The organism is Mycobacterium sp. MMS18-G62 (genome assembly GCF_053877835.1).
On record NZ_CM132662.1, the window covers coordinates 1966870 to 1982712 of the forward strand.

A 15843-nucleotide genomic window follows, 5' to 3' on the forward strand; every position below is an offset into this window, starting at 1 on the left:
TCGGGTCCGAGCTGACCCGGCGCCGCTTCCTCGCGGCGTTATCCGTCGCGACTCTGGCAGGCGTAGGGATGGCGCGCTGCACCGTCGGCGGCCAACCCCGGGCTGCGCAGGCCGCCACGCCGACCGTCTCTCCCGATCCCGTCCCTCGGCCGTCGCCCGTCGGGCTGCTGCCTCCGCCTCCGCGGACCGCGCGGATTGCGCTGCCCGGAGGCGGAGTGCTCAGCAGCCTGCCCGGTGAGGGTGATCTGCTCGCGGTGACGGTGGACGACGGTGTGAACAGCGATGTGGTACGCCTATACACGCAGTTCGCCAAGGACACGGGTATTCGGCTCACCTATTTCGTCAACGGTACGTACTACTCGTGGACAGAAAACCGAGACTTGTTGCGCCCCTTGGTAGATGACGGCCAAATACAGCTGGGCAACCACACGTGGTCGCATCCGGACCTGACGACGATATCGGCAGCCGATGTGGCAGAACAACTGCGGCGTAACCATCAGTTTCTCTGGAAGATGTATGGCGTCGACCCGCGACCCTACTTCCGGCCGCCGTACGGAAAGCACAACCCGACGGTCGACAAGATCGCCGGCGATCTCGGGTACACCGTCGACACCCTCTGGTCAGGTTCCCTCGAGGACCAGAACGTGATACCCGAGGACGAGATCCTCAAGATGGCCAACAAGTACTTCAACCCGCAAGCCATCGTGATCGGGCACCTGAATCACCTGCCCGTGACCCATGTCTACGGCCAGCTCGTTGACCTCATACGGTCGCGCCAGCTTCGCACGGTGACACTCGATGATGTGTTCCTCAAGCCTGATCCAACCTAATCACATCCGTCACATCTGTCACTCTAAAAACATCTGATGATTGTTCGGCGCGCCTAGTTCTGTTTGCCGGATGTCAGGTATCTAATGACTTCATGAGGGCGCTGCGATAAAGTAGGGCCCAGATCAGCAATCGGTATACCGCAGGAGTTATTACCGTGTACCTCAACCCGATATCTCGGTCACGGGTGAGTCGAATCGCCTGGTCACTATTACGTCATCCCCTGAAGAGCCGTGAATTCCCTGCCAAGGCAGAACGGCTGATCACCGCAGACGAGCTGCTTCGGTACGGCGTCTAGCAAATCTCGGCAGGCTGGTTACGTCGATCCGACAGATCGTGATCCCGCCTTTGCCTAACCGTTATATTTTCGTTACCGTCAGCCGCATTTGCTGGGATGCGCGCGGTTCAACTGACTAGTCCCGAATCCCTGATCGCCTCGGCGAGCGGTTCCAACACCGCCGGCGTGTGGGGCGTGGGCAGGTAGACGATCGCCAAATCCAACCCTTCCTTGCCGAGCGCAGCCGCCTCCTCGATCGCATGTCCGTAGTCGATCGGGCTATCCGGGCTGTGGTGGTCAGGACTGAGCCGGACGTGTGCCGACAGCATGATCTCCTTCGGATCGCGGCCGATGTCCGCGCAGTGCGACGCGAGCACGTCACGCTTGCGCGCGAACTCCTCCGCCGGCCCACCCACGAAGTTCCAGTGCTGCGCATACTTCGCCGTGATCCGCAGCGTGCGCTTTTCGCCGCTGCCGCCGATGCAGATCGGCGGATGCGGCTTCTGCGGCCCCTTCGGCTCGTTGCGCGCATCTTTGAGCTGATAGAACTTTCCGTCGAACGACGTCGTGTCCTTGCTCAACAGGCTCGTCAGCACCTCGCAGGCTTCCTCGAACCTGTCGAAACGCTCTTTGATGCTCCCGAGCTCGATCCCATACGCGCCTGACTCCTCCTCGTTCCAGCCGGCGCCGATTCCCAGCTCGAGGCGGCCGTTGGAAATGATGTCCAGCGCGGCGGCCATATTGGCGAGCACCGCCGGGTGGCGGTAGTGGACACCCGTGACCAGTGTGCCCAGCCTCAGCCGCTTGGTGGCCTGCGCCAGCGCGGTCAGCGTCGTCCAACCTTCCAGGCAGGGCCCGGTCGAGTCGGAGAAGATCGGATAGAAGTGGTCGAAGGTCCAGCCGGATTCGAATACGTCGATATCGTCGGCCGCCTTCCAGACGGCAAGCATGTCGGCCCAAGTGGTGTTCTGCGGTGATGTTTTGAAGGCGAATCTCACAGTTCGAAAAGTAGTCTTCGAAGCTGATTAATTCCTGGCGCGGCGAAAGTCATTACCGACATGATCGATTTCAGCCTCTCCTGCCAGCGCACCGCCGACCTCTTGGCCAACGTCACCGATGACGACCTCGCCGCCCCGACTCCGTGTGCGAACTTCTCCGTCGGCGACGTGGTACACCATGTCGGCGGGCTGGCGCTGGCGTTCGCCGCCGCCGCTTGCAAGGATCGCGGGCCGCTTACTGGCCCGCCTCCCAGCGTCGATGCTGCCCAGCTGGATCCCTATTGGCGGACCCGTTACCCGGAGCGGTTGACCGAACTCGCTCAAGCCTGGGCCGATCCGAGCGCTTGGCAGGGCATGTCCCGGATCGCAGCCATGGACATGCCCGGTGAGGCCGTCGGGCTTGTCGCACTCACCGAAGTCGTCATCCACGGTTGGGATCTAGCTCGTGCGACCGGGCACGCCTACGACGTGGATCCCGCCGTCGCTGATGCGGTGCTTGCCAACGTCGCCCAGTTCGCGGCCCAAGGACCGGTCGAGGGACTGTTCGACGCTGCCGTGCCGGTCGCCGATGACGCGCCGGTACTCGACCGGATCGTCGCGCTGAGCGGGCGCGACCCCGGTTGGCGTGCGTGAAGGGTCACTGCGGCTGACTGGCCACATGAGTGCGGGCGTCTCGGCTTGAACCGTGATTGCTCCGGCGACTAGTCCACTGCTTCCACCATCTGATAAGTTCTTCAATTGATTGAACGAAGAACATCGCAACTCTTCAGGGGATGGCGTGGAAGCGGAGCCGCTGTACAAGCTCAAGGCAGAGTTCTTCAAGACGCTCGGTCATCCCGCGCGGATCCGGATTCTTGAACTGCTGGCGGTTGGCGACCGAGCCGTCGGTGAGCTCTTGCCGGAGATCGGCATCGAGTCGTCCAACCTGTCCCAGCAGCTCGGTGTGCTGCGGCGTGCTGGGGTGGTCGACGCTCGCAAAGACGGCAACACGGTGATCTATTCGATCGCCTCACCGGATATCGCCGAATTGCTCACCGTGGCACGAAAGGTGCTGAGCGGAATGCTGCGAGATCGGGTCGCTGTCCTAGAAGATCTGCGTGCCGCGGGCCCGGCTGAGTAACGCCGATGGGCTGGTTCCGCAAAATCCTCAGAGTCGGCCGCGTGGTCGAGCGAGCCGGGAACACACCTGCGCAGGCCGTGAAACCGCCTGCGGGAGTGCGTGGTTCGCTGCAGATCCGACATGTGGACGCCGGATCCTGCAACGGATGTGAGGTAGAGATCGGTGGCGCCTTCGGCCCGGTTTACGACGCCGAGCAATACGGGGCACGGCTGGTCGCGTCGCCCCGGCACGCCGACGCGCTGCTGGTAACCGGCGTAGTGACACACAACATGGCCGATCCACTGCGGATCACGGTCGCGGCCACTCCACGGCCGCGAGTGGTGATCGCCTGTGGCGACTGTGCGCTGAACCGCGGCGTGTTCCGAGACGCCTACGGCGTGGCAGGCGCGGTCGCTGACATCGTTCCCGTCGACGTCGAGATCCCGGGGTGCCCGCCCACGCCGACGGAAATCATCGCCGCCTTGCGATCGGTGACCGGGAAGTGACTGCCACGCTGCCAGTCTCGTCCGCGACCGTGGAAGACACTCCGCATCACCACCGATACGGTGCGCTCGCGGGGGTTCTCACGTCCTGCGTCGGCGTGATAGGCGTGTGGGCAGGTCTGGCCGGCTTGTTCGGCGCGGTTCGGCCGGTGCACATCGGATGGCTGTTGCCGCTGTCCGGTGTGCAACTGGAGCTTGATCCGCTTGGCGGCTTCTTCATGGTGCTCACCGGCGCGGTGGCCATACCTGTCGGCTTCTATGTGATCGGATACTCCCACCACCTCAGCCGGGTGCCCGCAGCGGTGCTACCGCTGTTCGTTGCCGCGATGCTTGTGGTCCCTGCCGCGGGATCAGTGACCACCTTCCTGCTGGCGTGGGAGCTGATGGCGATCACGTCACTGGTGTTGGTGCTGGCCGACCACACGCGCGCCGAAGTGCGTTCGGCAGCACTGGTTTACGCGGTAATGACTCAGCTTGGATTCGTGGCCATCCTGGTCGGCCTGATGGTGCTGTCGGCGGCGGGTGGGGCGGACCGGTTCGCCGACCTGACCGGCGTGTCCGACGGTGCGCGGACCGCTGTCTTCTTGCTGACGGTCGCCGGATTCGGCTCCAAGGCCGGCCTGGTGCCGCTGCACGCCTGGCTGCCACGTGCGCACCCCGAGGCACCCAGCCCGGTCTCGGCACTGATGAGCGCCGCGATGGTCAACCTGGGTCTGTACGGGATCGTGCGCGTCGACCTCCAACTGCTCGGCCCCGGTCCGCGATGGTGGGGCCTTACGTTACTCGTCGTCGGTGGGATGTCCGCACTGTACGGCGTGTTGCAGGCGTCGGTGGCGACGGATCTCAAACGGCTGCTTGCCTATTCGACGACGGAGAACATCGGGCTGATCACGCTGGCCCTCGGTGCGGCAACGCTGTTCGCAACTTCCAGCGCGTCGAGGCCCGCGACGATCGCCATGGCAGCGGCGATGCTGCTCCTCGTCGGGCATGCGGCTTTCAAGTGCCTCGGGTTTCTGGCCGCCGGCTCGGTGCTGGCGGCCACCGGCCTGCGAGACCTCGACCGGCTCGGCGGGCTCGCTCGGCGAATGCCGGCCACCACGGCCATGTTTGGGGTGGCCGCGCTCGGTGCGTCAGGACTGCCGTTGGGCGCAGGCTTTGTCGGCGAGTGGCTTCTCGTCCAGTCCCTCATCCACGCCGCACCGGGCCACGACACAATGGTGGCCCTGACGGCGCCTCTGGCCGTCGGCGCGGTCGCACTGACCGCCGGCCTGGGTGTGGCGGCGATGGTCAAGGCGTTCGGTATCGGGTTCCTCGCCCGCCCTCGCTCCGAATCCGCCTCCAGTGCAACCGAATCCACTAGCTGGATGGTCACGGGCATGGCGATCGCCGCCGGAGCCTGTGTGCTGATCGCGGTGATGCCCTTCCTGGTCGCACCCGCGTTACGCCGGGTTCTCGGCGCGCTTCCCGCCGCACAGCCCGTCGCGTTCACCGATTTCGGTGCTGTGGTGCGGTTGCCGGGCATACCGGGTTCAATCGCACCGGGCATTATCGCCGCGGCGCTGATCATCGCGGTGCTGGTGGTGATCATGCTGAGTCGATGGCGCTCGCGGCGTCGTCCAGCCGCCGAGGTGCTCCCGTTGTGGGCTTGCGGCGCCGACGATCTGACGGCGCGGATGCAATACACCGCCACATCATTCGCCGAACCGCTTCAGCGGGTATTCGACGACGTGCTGCGGCCGGACACCGACATCGAAGTCACGCCTTACGCGGAATCGCGCTACATGGTCGAGGGTGTGCGCTATCGAAGCAGGATCGGCGACGCCATCGAAGAACGGTTGTACCGTCCAGTGGTCGACGCGGTAGCCACCGCAGCAGCCGTACTGCGCAGGGCACACACCGGAAGCGTGCACCTATACCTCGCCTACGGGGCGCTCGGCGTACTGATCATGCTGGTGGTCGCGAGATGAATGCGATTTCTTACCTCGCAGGCGCGGCCCAGATCGGCACCGTGACGATCGGTGCGCCGCTGGTGATCGGCCTGATGCGGCAGGTGAGGGCGCGGTGGGAGGGCCGCGCAGGTGGCGGGCTCCTACAGCCTTGGCGCGACATTCGCAAACAGCTTGGTAAGCAACAGATTACGCCGGCGGGCACGACCATCGTCTTCGCCGCGGCGCCCGCGGTGCTGGCGGGTACGACTCTGCTGATCGCCGCGATCGCGCCGGTCGTGGCGACCGGCTCACCCCTAGATTCGAGCGCCGACCTGTTCGCGGTTGTCGGGTTGCTGTTCCTCGGCACCGTCGCGTTGACTCTCGCCGGGATCGACACCGGCACCTCATTCGGCGGCATGGGTGCCAGCCGGGAAATCACCATCGCGGCGCTGGTCGAGCCGACGATCCTGCTGGCGGTGTTCGCGCTGTCGATACCGGCAGGATCGGCGAACCTTGGTGCACTCGTGGCGAACACCATGCATAGTCCCGGGCAGGTGGCCTCGCTGGCCGGTGTGCTCGCATTCGTCGCACTGGTGATCGTCATCATCGCCGAGACCGGGCGGCTGCCCGTCGACAACCCAGCGACGCATCTCGAGTTGACGATGGTGCACGAGGCGATGGTGCTCGAATATGCGGGACCGCGGCTGGCAATGGTGGAATGGGCATCGGCGATGCGGCTCACTGTGTTGCTCGCCCTGCTGGCAAATCTGTTCCTGCCGTGGGGAATTGCCGGTGGCCAGCCCAACCTTGTCGATGTCGTGATCGGTGTGGCCGCTGTAGCCGTCAAGGTTGGTGTGCTGGCGACCCTGCTGGCCAGCGCCGAGGTGTTCATCGCGAAGTTGCGGCTGTTCCGAGTGCCCGAACTGCTGGCGGGGTCGTTCCTTCTCGCACTGCTCGCAGTTACCGCTGCCAACTTCTTCACCGTGTAGGAAACCGAAATGACCGACGTGAACTTCGCCATCCTGATCGACTTCGCCGCGGGGGGTCTCGTGCTCGCGGCCGTGCTCGTCGTGTGGCGTCGTGACCTGCGAGCCATCGTGCGGCTGCTGGCATGGCAAGGTCTTGCCCTGGCGGCGATTCCGGTCGTGCGTGGCCTCCATGACAACGATCCCGCCCTTGTTGCAGTCGGTGTCGCGGTGCTCGTCCTGCGCGCCGGGATCCTCCCGTGGCTGCTCGCCCGCGCACTGGCGGCTGAACAGCGGGCGCAGCGCGAGGCCACGCCGCTGGTGAACACGGCCACCTCGCTTCTGATCACCGGCGCCCTGACGATTGTCGCGTTCGCGATCACCCGCCCGCTGGTGAACCTGGAATCGGACCCGGTCGTCAACACCGTCCCCGCGGCGTTCGCGGTGATCTTCATCGCCCTGTTCGTCATGGCGACAAGACGTCACGCGGTCTCCCAAGCGGCGGGATTCCTGATGCTGGACAACGGGATCGCCGCGACGGCGTTCCTGCTGACGGCAGGCGTGCCGATGATCGTCGAACTCGGCGCATCGCTGGACGTGCTGTTTGCGGTGATTGTCATCGGCGTGCTGACGGGACGCCTGCGCCGCGCCTTCGGCGGTGCCGACCTCGACCAATTGCAGGAGTTGAGAGACTGATGACCGCACTGCTCCTCGTCGCGATGTTGGCGCCGATCGTCGCTGCGATTGTGAATCTCGTTGTGGGATGGCATCGTTGGACCGCGGCGTTGACTGTGCTGTCGGCCGCCACCGTGCTGGCCTGCGGGGCTGCACTCGGCACGAGGGTCGGATCCGCTCAACATGTGTTTCTGGGCGGCTTGCTGCGTGCCGACGCCCTGTCGGTGACCATGTTGGTCGTCATCGGTGTGGTGGCCACGCTGGCCACCTGGGCCAGCATCGGATACATCGACGCCGAACTCGACCACGACCACACCGACGCGGCCGGGGCTCGGTTGTACGGCGTGCTGACACCCGCATTCGTCGCGGCGATGGTTCTTGCCGTGTGCGCCAACAACATCGGTGTGATCTGGGTCGCGATCGAGGCCACCACCGTCGTCACGGCTTTCCTGGTCGGCCACCGTCGCACCAAGACCGCCCTGGAGGCGACGTGGAAGTACGTGGTGATCTGCTCGGTCGGCATCGCGGTCGCATTCCTGGGCACCGTGCTGTTGTACTTCGCGGCTCAGCACGCCGGTGCGCCCGGCGTGCAGGCGCTCAACCTCGATGTGCTCACCGCACACGCCTCCGGCCTCGACCCCGGGGTGGCGCGAATGGCCGGGGGGCTCCTGCTCATCGGCTATGGCGCGAAGGCCGGGCTCGTTCCGTTCCACACCTGGCTGGCCGACGCTCACAGTCAGGCGCCTGCGCCGGTGTCGGCATTGATGAGCGGGGTGCTGCTGTCGGTGGCATTCTCGGTTCTGCTGCGCATCAAACCGATCATCGACGCCAGTACAGGTGAGACGTTCCTGCGTACCGGCCTGGTTGTGCTGGGACTGGCCACGCTGCTCGTCGCCGCGCTGATGCTGACGGTGACCGGCGATGTCAAACGCATGCTCGCGTACTCGTCGATGGAGAACATGGGCCTGATCGCGATCGCAGCCGCGGCCGGGACGACGCTGGCGGTAGCGGCACTTCTGCTGCACGTGCTTGCGCACGGCATCGGCAAGACGGTGTTATTCCTAGCCGGTGGGCAACTGCAGGTCGCACACGGGTCCACCGCGATCGCCGACATCACGGGCGTCATCCGGCGTTCCCGTCTGGTCGGCGGCTCGTTTGCGTTGGGGTTGATCGTGCTGCTCGGGCTGCCGCCGTTCGCGATGTTCGCCAGCGAGCTGGCCATTGCGCGATCCCTGGCCGACGCGCGGCTGGCCTGGGTGCTTGGCGCGGCAATGCTGTTGATCGTGGTCGCGTTCGCCGCACTGGTGCGCAACTCAGGCCGGATGCTGCTTGGCGCCGCGCCCGCGGCGGCGCCGGCGATAGTCGTGCCGGTCACCATTGCTGCGGCTCTGCTCATCGGCCTCGGCGCCTCGATCGCGCTCGGGATCAGCGCGGGGCCGCTGACCGACATGCTCACCACCGCCGCCGGACAGGTCGGGGCGTAGCAATGAGCGGAGATCGCATGCTGCACCGGATCTCTCGAGATGCGGTAGCGGACCGGGCGGAAGAACTCTTCGCGTCCGGCTTCCGGTTGGCATTGGCGGCGGCTCACGACGACGGCGATCGACTGCGGGTGGTGTACCTGTTCCTCGCTGGCCGGCCCGACCGTCGCGTCGAACTGGAATGCGTCGTGCCCGCGAGTAATCCGGCGGTGCCGTCGCTGGCATACCTGTCCTTCCCTGCCAGCCGGTTCGAGCGGGAGATGGCCGACCTATACGGCATCCGTCCAGTCGGACACCCACGGCCGCGTCGACTCGTCCGGCACGCGCATTGGCCCGAGCGCTGGTATCCGATGCGTGAAGATGCCGGGCCAGCACCGGAATTCGAGACGACCGGGCGGTTCCCGTTCGTGACGGTCGAGGGCACCGGGGTATACGAAATCCCCGTGGGACCCGTGCACGCCGGGTTGATCGAACCGGGCCATTTCCGGTTCTCCGTGGTGGGTGAGACGGTGCTACGGCTCAAGGCGCGGTTGTGGTTCGTGCATCGGGGGCTGGAGAAGCTTTTTCATGGGAGGGCGGCCGCCGACGCGACCGAACTGGCCGAGCGGGTCAGTGGCGACACATCCGTCGGGCATGCAGTGGCGCACAGTCTGGCGGTCGAAGATGCGCTGGGCATCGAGGTGCCCGACTCGGTGCATCGGCTGCGGGCGCTGCTCATCGAGTTGGAGCGGCTCTACAACCTGGCCGCCGACCTCGGCGCACTCGCCAACGACGTCGGATTCTCGCTGGCCAACTCTCACTGCCTGCGGATCCGCGAGCAACTGCTGCGGCTCAACGCCTCAGTCACCGGACATCGGCTGCTGCGCGGCGCGGTCGCGCCTGGTGTCGTGCGGTTGCATGCACTGCCGGAGCCGGCCGAATTGCGGTCGATCGCGTACGACCTCGCCGAGGTTGCCGAACTAACGCTCGCCAACAGCGTGATCCACGATCGGTTCGCGGGCACATCCATCCTGACGGCCGACGACGCACGTGCAATGGGTTGCCTAGGTTATGTGGCCCGCGCCAGCGGCATTCGAACCGATGCCCGGCTGGATCACCCGGCCATCGATCTGCCTATTAGCGAGACCGGCTCATCCGACGGCGATGTGCTGGCCCGCTACGCCGTGCGGCGAGACGATTTCGCGGCTTCGGCCGAGTTGGCGTGCTATCTGGTCGAATCGCACACCGGCCCAACCCAGCACGAAGGCGAAGTGCCACAAGCCCAGGAACTTCGCAGTGGCGTCGGCATCGTCGAAGGCTGGCGCGGAACGATCGTGCACCGCGTCGAGATCGGCGCCGATGGCTGCATCACGCGCGCGAAGATCGTCGATCCGTCCTGGTTCAACTGGCCTGCGCTGCCCGTCGCGATGGCCGACACGATCGTCCCCGATTTCCCGCTGACCAATAAGAGCTTCAACCTGTCCTACGCCGGCAACGATCTCTAGGAAGAAGAGTTTTCGACCGCGCAGGCGGGCCTCCCGAAGAGAATGCACCGCTGGCGTCCGCAGGTTGAGAGGGCATGACCGCCGCCGGTGGCGTCGACTTTCTGCGGACCGAATCATCGCGCTCTCCGGTCGGGACCCAGTGTGGCGTGCCTGGCGGTACAGAGGCGGGGCACACTGGAGGCATGGATCCGGTCATCGCGCTGCGCCAGATCGCCTACTACAAGGACCGTGCCCGCGAAGACCCTCGACGGGTGATGGCCTACCGCAACGCGGCCGACATCGTCGAAGCACTGAGCGAGACCGAGCGGGAACGGCACGGCGCCGCCAACAGCTGGCAGTCCCTGACCGGCATCGGACCCAAGACGGCGAAAGTCATAGCCGAAGCGTGGTCAGGACGGGAGCCCGGAGCTCTCGTCGAATTGCGGGAAGCCGCAAAGGATCTGGGTGGCGGCGACGTCCGCGCCGCCATCAAAGGCGACCTCCACGTCCACTCCAATTGGTCCGATGGATCCGCTCCGATCGAGGAAATGATGCTCGCCGCAAGGGAACTCGGGCACGAGTATTGCGCGCTGACCGATCATTCACCGCGGCTGACGATCGCCAACGGCCTATCGCCCGACCGGCTGCGTAAACAGCTCGACGTCATCGACGAGCTACGCGAAACCGTTGCGCCGATGCGAATCCTCACCGGCATCGAGGTCGACATCCTCGAAGACGGTTCGTTGGATCAGCAGGATGACCTGCTGGAGCGTCTCGACGTCGTGGTCGCCAGCGTTCATTCGAAACTGTCGATGGACGCCGAGTCGATGACCCGGCGAATGATCAAGGCCGTCACCAATCCACACACCGCTGTGCTCGGCCACTGCACGGGCCGTCTCGTCAGCGGCAACCGCGGCATCCGGCCCGAATCGAAGTTCGACGCCGAAAAGGTGTTCACTGCCTGCCTCGACAATGGCACTGCCGTCGAGATCAATTCGCGGCCTGAGCGCCGGGATCCACCGACCCGGCTGCTGAACCTCGCGCTCGAAATCGGATGCCTGTTCGCCATCGACACCGACTCGCATGCGCCCGGCCAACTCGATTTCTTGGGCTACGGCGCCCAGCGTGCGCTTGACGCCGAAGTGCCCGTCGATCGCATCGTCAACACTTGGTCTGCCGACAAGCTGCTGGATTGGACGTCGGCTTAGACGAACTATTGGGCCGAGTCCTCATTTCGGCGCGACCAGTGAGAACAACTCCGTGCCGTCGTCGGACAGCTGGACCAATGTCGTATTCACACGCCAGACCTGAGCGAATGAGTTCACGCGGGAAGGCAGTGTCCACAACGTCTCACACGTTCCCAGGTCCCGCGCTTTCGCCACGAATCCGGCATCGGGGTTGGTGACCGAGAAGACAATTGCGGATCCGTTGATACCCAAGAAGTTCGACATGTTGAAGTCACACGCCGGCCCTTTGGTCCCCGTCTTCAGTTCGTACTGCCGCCACATAGGAAACGCTTCGCTCTTGTTCTCGTTGACGAACAGGGTGGTTCCTATGAGGTGGACCGCCCCGCCCGGGAGGTCCATCAGCTTGTGGCCGTCGGGGGAGTAAATCGCGGACTGGCCACCTGAGGCCACAATTGGCAAACCCACTGAGCCGGTGAGTGAGCCGTCGATACTATGCCCGCCGAGTTGGTTACCGCGGTCGTCGAAGAAACTAACCCCCAACGACTTTCGATTGCGTACGACCTCGGCCGCAAATCCGCCAGCGTATACCTCCGTCTCCCCAAGATGGGCGCCATCGTCTACCTCGGGCTTGACCACCCTGCCGTCGCGGAGTGAGAACACGGTCATCTCGTAAGCGCGAGGGTCTGCACTCACTTGGACACCAAGTGCCTGCGGCGCCAGCTCGAATCGAGGCGATGTTCCCGACTGAATTCGTCCGTTACCAGGCACGAACCATGTTGTCTCAGCTCGTAGCCCAATGCCGTATACGCCTTGGCCGTCCGTCTTGGCGACTGCATAGTTGCCGACCTGTTCCACAGCGAGCGTCGCGAATCCGAGGCGGAGATCTGTCGGGCCGTTGTAGGCCACGGTCCCGGAGGGTACGTCCACCACGTATGCGGTGGGCGACGAATCATCGCTGAGGCACAGAAGATTCGCGGGTCCGTTCAGGAAGCATTCGGGCGGTCGACTGCCCGCATCTAATTTGACCGGAGCGAAGAGCCGCTGACCGGTGCGCACGTCGATACCTATTACCCACCACTGTGGACCCGGCGTAGCAGGAGTACTGGCCAGGAAATAGGCGTGGTCGTCGTGGTTACCGATGAGTGGGCGCGAACGAAGCGGATCGTTCAGGTTGCCAACCCGGCTCAGCTCTGTCCCATCAACGGGCCCGGGCAGGCCAAGGTCCGTGACATTCGCTCGCCAACCGGCAACCGGCTGCGCGCGCATCGGTGAGGAGAGCATTGCGCTTGGCGCCGGCTGCCAGGACTGGCGGGTCACCGCGGTGCCATCATCGCGCAACCGCCACACGACGAGGGCGACCGTAGATGCGACAACTGACAAGACCGCGACTGCGATGAGCCAGCGTCGACGCGGTCGCGACGCGACGGGTTCAGGCGTCATCCTCACATTGACCACCTTGACCTTGGCGTGATTAAGCCTCGTCGTGTAGCGCGTAACGAGCTGCGAAGACGTTCGCTCTGCGCGCTTCCGCGGTCTGTGGCGACGGCAGGCCGAGATCATGCTCGATGTAGCCACTGGTCATGACGGAGTCGTGTCCCATCGTGCGCATGAGCTGCACGATAACCGCATGCTGTGCGGCCTGTGCCTTCTCCGCGGCGAGGCCGGCGAGGACGACGATCTCATCGGCAAGTTGAGCTTCTGTCATGTCCGCCGCATTCGCCGACAGGTCAACTCGGTGCAGACGGCCACCGATCATCGCCGTCGCTGACACTGTCCCTGCTGGGTTGGTGACTGTGAATAGTGCCGCCAGCGGGCGGTCGTCTCCCTGGTCGAGAATTGGGGAGTACTCGGCAATTACGTCGAGCGCCGACGCTTCGTCGTAGTCGCGCGGAGCGGCGAATTCGAGGGCGTCGTCATCGTCGTCCCAGGGCACGTCACCAGTCATCGCGGGTAACTCCGCGCGGTCGGGACGTTGTCACAGCGCGCAAGAGTCGATGTCCCGGCGCGCGAGCCAGTCGGCATTGTTGTAATTTTCGGACGCGGTGTGGAGCCTCTCCGAGAGGTCATGCGACATCTGCCACAGTTTCGTCCGAGCGTTATCGCGTGCCGCCTCCACTGCGTCGACGGCCATATTGCTGGCGGCACACACTACGCCGTGGGTGCTCCAGACATGAGATGCGAGATCGTTGACCGTTTCCCCCGCTATCTTCATCGTGCCGGCTGCCGTCGTCTGCTTGGCTGCGATCTCGTCGATGTGCTCAGTCAATACACGGAGATTGTCCCCTTGGGCGGACAATTTGGTTCCTCCATTCGATCTGTGTTCTCAGCCTCATCGCGGAGCGGGTGTGTCGCTGGGTTTTGCGGGTGGATATATGACGGGTGGTCCGTCGGGCTCAGGGACCTGGTACGGCAGATTGGCATCTGTACGACTTGGTAGTCGTCCGGCCGTGCGCTCGTCGCCGAATGGTTCGCCGCAGGGGATGACGACGCTTTCGTCATCTCCGAACAACACCTCGCCGGCCGCCGCCTCGTAGGTGCCAAGCTGATCTCGAATTCGATTCGCGTTCAGCAGCGACTCGGCGAGCAGTTTCGCCATCGACATCTTCGCCAATTCCACCTGGCTGCCGGCAACAGCCAGATCGGCCGCGGCCTTGACCGCGGCGCCGCCAGGGATTGCGTTCATCCATGACGTCGCTGTGTCGTAGTCGGAAAGAAACTTGATCCGGTCGTCGAGGTTCGTGCGGGTCTCGGTGACTTGGGCGGCTAAATCGCTGAGATACCCCCGCATGTTCTTCTCGGCCTCGGCGACGTCGAGGGTATGCCGGCGGTGACTGTCGTTCTTCGTCTCGTATGCGTCGGCGGCCGTGCCGTCCCAGCGGTCTGGCTTCACCCGAGCGTCGATGAGCAGATTGCCGGCCTCGTCGTACATTTCGGCGGACTTCTTGAACGCCTCACCGGCTTCCGGCTGACCGGATCCCGTCGTTGCCTTCATGCCGTGGATCACGCCCTGCGCAGCGGCGAGAATGGGTGAGCCAGCTACATCAATGAGCGTGTTCGCTGCCTTGTCGAGCAAGCTTGGCGGCTTGTCCCAGTCGACGCCGACGACGTCGCCGTACCGTCGAAGCAAATCGAGTGCTTCTCCCAGCAAACTCAATGCTCTGCCCCTTCTATCCGAATCAGCTTAAGCCAGCTCCGCAGGGGTTAGTTGCGCCAATCTAGTCCGGCAGGTGCGGCATCTCCAGTCCCGGATCACGGCCGAGCAGCACACCTCGGGTCAGTGCGGTGTTGCCATAACGCTGACGCACGCGGTCGACAGCGTCGTCGAGCGCCACCGTGTCGGCAAGTTCGAAGAACGGCAACTCCAGCTGCTGCGCTCCTTCGCGGTCGATGTTCGACACCGCGAAGCCGACGAGCGTCAGGCCTCTGTCGGCTATCAAAGGTGCGGCGGCCGTGACCAATCCGCGTGCGGTATCCAGGATGGCGTCGGTCGACCCCGTGGCCCGCGCCATGGTGTGCGACCGAGTGACCCGGCTGAAATCGTCAAATCGCAGTCTTAGCACCACGGTTCGACCCGTGCGTCCCGCCTTGCGCATACGCCGGGTGATGCGGTCGATGAGATTGATGACAACCGCGTCGATCTCCTGCGCCGTCATGTTGTTGCCCCGCCGTCCTAGGGCGCGCTGTGCACCGACCGACCGGCGTCGGACACCGGTGACAACCCGACGCCGATCGATGTTGCGGGACAACGCAAACAGCTGACGGCCCATGGCGCCGCCGACCATCGCGGCGAGCGTGGATTCGCCCAATTCGGCGACATCGGCGACGGTTTCGATGCCGTGCGCATGCAGCTTCTCTGCCGTCTTCACCCCGACGCCCCACAGCCGGCGCACCGGCAGCGGATGCAGGAATGCCAGCTCGCGGTCGGGCGGGACGAGCAACAGTCCGTCCGGCTTGGCTTCCTGGCTGGCGACCTTGGCCAGGAACTTGGTGCGGGCGATTCCGACGGTGATGGGCAGCCCGACGCGGTCGCGGACCTGTGCCCGCAGCCGCGCTGCGATCTCCACGGGCGTGCCTGACACCCGCCAGAGACCGGACACGTCGAGAAACGCCTCATCCACGCTCAGCGGTTCGACGGCAGGCGTCGTGTCGCGGAAAACCTCGAACACCGCGTCGCTGGCTTGCGAATACGCCGACATGCGGGGTGGCACGACGATCGCGCGCGGGCACAGCTGCCGCGCCTGGCGGCCACCCATCGCAGTGCGCACCCCGTAGGCCTTGGCTTCGTAGCTTGCGGCGAGCACCACGCCACCGCCGACGATCACCGGCCGGCCGCGCAAAAGGGGATCATCGCGCTGCTCGACCGATGCGTAGAACGAGTCGAGGTCAGCGTGCAGGATGGATGCCGAGGCCGACACGAACATATGTTCGCATCAGGGTCC

Annotated in this window: 16 protein-coding genes; 10 read left to right on the forward strand and 6 right to left on the reverse strand. The window is 64.8% G+C overall.

Annotation, left to right across the window (positions count from 1 at the left end):
• Nucleotides 1-11: 11 nt before the first annotated feature.
• Nucleotides 12-830 (forward strand): polysaccharide deacetylase family protein, encoded by an 819-nt coding sequence (locus ACWW36_RS09810; protein WP_456142429.1) that lies wholly within the window; start codon nucleotides 12-14, stop codon nucleotides 828-830.
• Nucleotides 831-1233: 403 nt separating this feature from the next.
• Here the strand turns inward: ACWW36_RS09810 and ACWW36_RS09815 are convergent, their stop codons facing one another.
• On the reverse strand, nucleotides 1234-2103 hold the full coding sequence (locus tag ACWW36_RS09815) for an LLM class F420-dependent oxidoreductase (RefSeq protein ID WP_456141350.1): 870 nt from the start codon (nucleotides 2101-2103) through the stop codon (nucleotides 1234-1236).
• 60 nt (nucleotides 2104-2163) lie between these two features.
• On the opposite strand from ACWW36_RS09815, the gene ACWW36_RS09820 reads away from it, so the two are divergent.
• The 9 genes from ACWW36_RS09820 to ACWW36_RS09860 all read left to right on the forward strand — a co-directional run bounded on the left by ACWW36_RS09820 (nucleotide 2164) and on the right by ACWW36_RS09860 (nucleotide 11425).
• Entirely contained in the window at nucleotides 2164-2736 is a 573-nt protein-coding gene (locus ACWW36_RS09820; RefSeq protein WP_456141351.1) for a TIGR03086 family metal-binding protein, read from the forward strand.
• A gap of 145 nt (nucleotides 2737-2881) precedes the next feature.
• Nucleotides 2882-3223: an ArsR/SmtB family transcription factor gene (locus ACWW36_RS09825; protein WP_456141352.1), complete on the forward strand. Its 342-nt coding sequence runs from the start codon at nucleotides 2882-2884 to the stop codon at nucleotides 3221-3223.
• Nucleotides 3224-3228: 5 nt separating this feature from the next.
• Nucleotides 3229-3708: an NADH-quinone oxidoreductase subunit B family protein gene (locus tag ACWW36_RS09830; protein WP_456141353.1), complete on the forward strand. Its 480-nt coding sequence runs from the start codon at nucleotides 3229-3231 to the stop codon at nucleotides 3706-3708.
• A gap of 29 nt (nucleotides 3709-3737) precedes the next feature.
• On the forward strand, nucleotides 3738-5672 hold the full coding sequence (locus ACWW36_RS09835; protein ID WP_456142430.1) for a proton-conducting transporter transmembrane domain-containing protein: 1935 nt from the start codon (nucleotides 3738-3740) through the stop codon (nucleotides 5670-5672).
• A 5-nt stretch (nucleotides 5673-5677) separates the two neighbouring features.
• Entirely contained in the window at nucleotides 5678-6622 is a 945-nt protein-coding gene (locus tag ACWW36_RS09840) for a respiratory chain complex I subunit 1 family protein (protein ID WP_456142431.1), read from the forward strand.
• A 9-nt stretch (nucleotides 6623-6631) separates the two neighbouring features.
• A complete protein-coding gene (locus tag ACWW36_RS09845) occupies nucleotides 6632-7294 on the forward strand; it encodes a hypothetical protein (RefSeq protein WP_456141354.1) in 663 nt (220 codons plus the stop codon).
• Nucleotides 7294-8757 carry a proton-conducting transporter transmembrane domain-containing protein gene (locus tag ACWW36_RS09850; RefSeq protein WP_456141355.1) on the forward strand — a complete coding sequence of 488 codons (1464 nt, stop codon included), beginning with the start codon at nucleotides 7294-7296 and terminating at the stop codon, nucleotides 8755-8757. Before ACWW36_RS09845 ends, ACWW36_RS09850 begins: the two co-directional genes overlap by 1 nt.
• 2 nt (nucleotides 8758-8759) lie before the next feature.
• Entirely contained in the window at nucleotides 8760-10238 is a 1479-nt protein-coding gene (locus tag ACWW36_RS09855; RefSeq protein ID WP_456141356.1) for a hydrogenase large subunit, read from the forward strand.
• A gap of 182 nt (nucleotides 10239-10420) precedes the next feature.
• Complete coding sequence (locus ACWW36_RS09860; RefSeq protein WP_456141357.1) at nucleotides 10421-11425, forward strand: PHP domain-containing protein; 1005 nt, start codon at nucleotides 10421-10423, stop codon at nucleotides 11423-11425.
• A gap of 21 nt (nucleotides 11426-11446) precedes the next feature.
• Here the strand turns inward: ACWW36_RS09860 and ACWW36_RS09865 are convergent, their stop codons facing one another.
• The 5 genes from ACWW36_RS09865 to dinB all read right to left on the reverse strand — a co-directional run bounded on the left by ACWW36_RS09865 (nucleotide 11447) and on the right by dinB (nucleotide 15825).
• On the reverse strand, nucleotides 11447-12850 hold the full coding sequence (locus ACWW36_RS09865; protein ID WP_456141358.1) for a hypothetical protein: 1404 nt from the start codon (nucleotides 12848-12850) through the stop codon (nucleotides 11447-11449).
• Nucleotides 12851-12875: 25 nt separating this feature from the next.
• A complete protein-coding gene (locus ACWW36_RS09870; protein ID WP_456141359.1) occupies nucleotides 12876-13349 on the reverse strand; it encodes a YbaB/EbfC family DNA-binding protein in 474 nt (157 codons plus the stop codon).
• Nucleotides 13350-13379: 30 nt separating this feature from the next.
• The gene (locus ACWW36_RS09875) at nucleotides 13380-13700 is read right to left on the reverse strand and encodes an ESX-1 secretion-associated protein (protein ID WP_456141360.1); all 321 of its coding nucleotides are present in this window, start codon (nucleotides 13698-13700) and stop codon (nucleotides 13380-13382) included.
• Nucleotides 13701-13733: 33 nt separating this feature from the next.
• A complete protein-coding gene (locus tag ACWW36_RS09880; RefSeq protein WP_456141361.1) occupies nucleotides 13734-14558 on the reverse strand; it encodes an EspA/EspE family type VII secretion system effector in 825 nt (274 codons plus the stop codon).
• 61 nt (nucleotides 14559-14619) lie between these two features.
• Nucleotides 14620-15825 carry a DNA polymerase IV gene (dinB, locus tag ACWW36_RS09885; RefSeq protein ID WP_456141362.1) on the reverse strand — a complete coding sequence of 402 codons (1206 nt, stop codon included), beginning with the start codon at nucleotides 15823-15825 and terminating at the stop codon, nucleotides 14620-14622.
• Nucleotides 15826-15843: the final 18 nt, after the last annotated feature.

What these genes read in the sequence shown, in the direction of transcription:
- ACWW36_RS09855 (WP_456141356.1), top strand. Translation starts at nt 8,760, where the DNA reads ATGAGCGGAGATCGCATGCTGCACCGGATCTCTCGAGATGCGGTAGCG.
- ACWW36_RS09845 (WP_456141354.1), top strand. Translation starts at nt 6,632, where the DNA reads ATGACCGACGTGAACTTCGCCATCCTGATCGACTTCGCCGCGGGGGGT.
- ACWW36_RS09850 (WP_456141355.1), top strand. Translation starts at nt 7,294, where the DNA reads ATGACCGCACTGCTCCTCGTCGCGATGTTGGCGCCGATCGTCGCTGCG.
- ACWW36_RS09870 (WP_456141359.1), bottom strand. Translation starts at nt 13,349, where the DNA reads ATGACTGGTGACGTGCCCTGGGACGACGATGACGACGCCCTCGAATTC.
- ACWW36_RS09860 (WP_456141357.1), top strand. Translation starts at nt 10,421, where the DNA reads ATGGATCCGGTCATCGCGCTGCGCCAGATCGCCTACTACAAGGACCGT.
- ACWW36_RS09830 (WP_456141353.1), top strand. Translation starts at nt 3,229, where the DNA reads ATGGGCTGGTTCCGCAAAATCCTCAGAGTCGGCCGCGTGGTCGAGCGA.
- ACWW36_RS09820 (WP_456141351.1), top strand. Translation starts at nt 2,164, where the DNA reads ATGATCGATTTCAGCCTCTCCTGCCAGCGCACCGCCGACCTCTTGGCC.
- dinB (WP_456141362.1), bottom strand. Translation starts at nt 15,825, where the DNA reads ATGTTCGTGTCGGCCTCGGCATCCATCCTGCACGCTGACCTCGACTCG.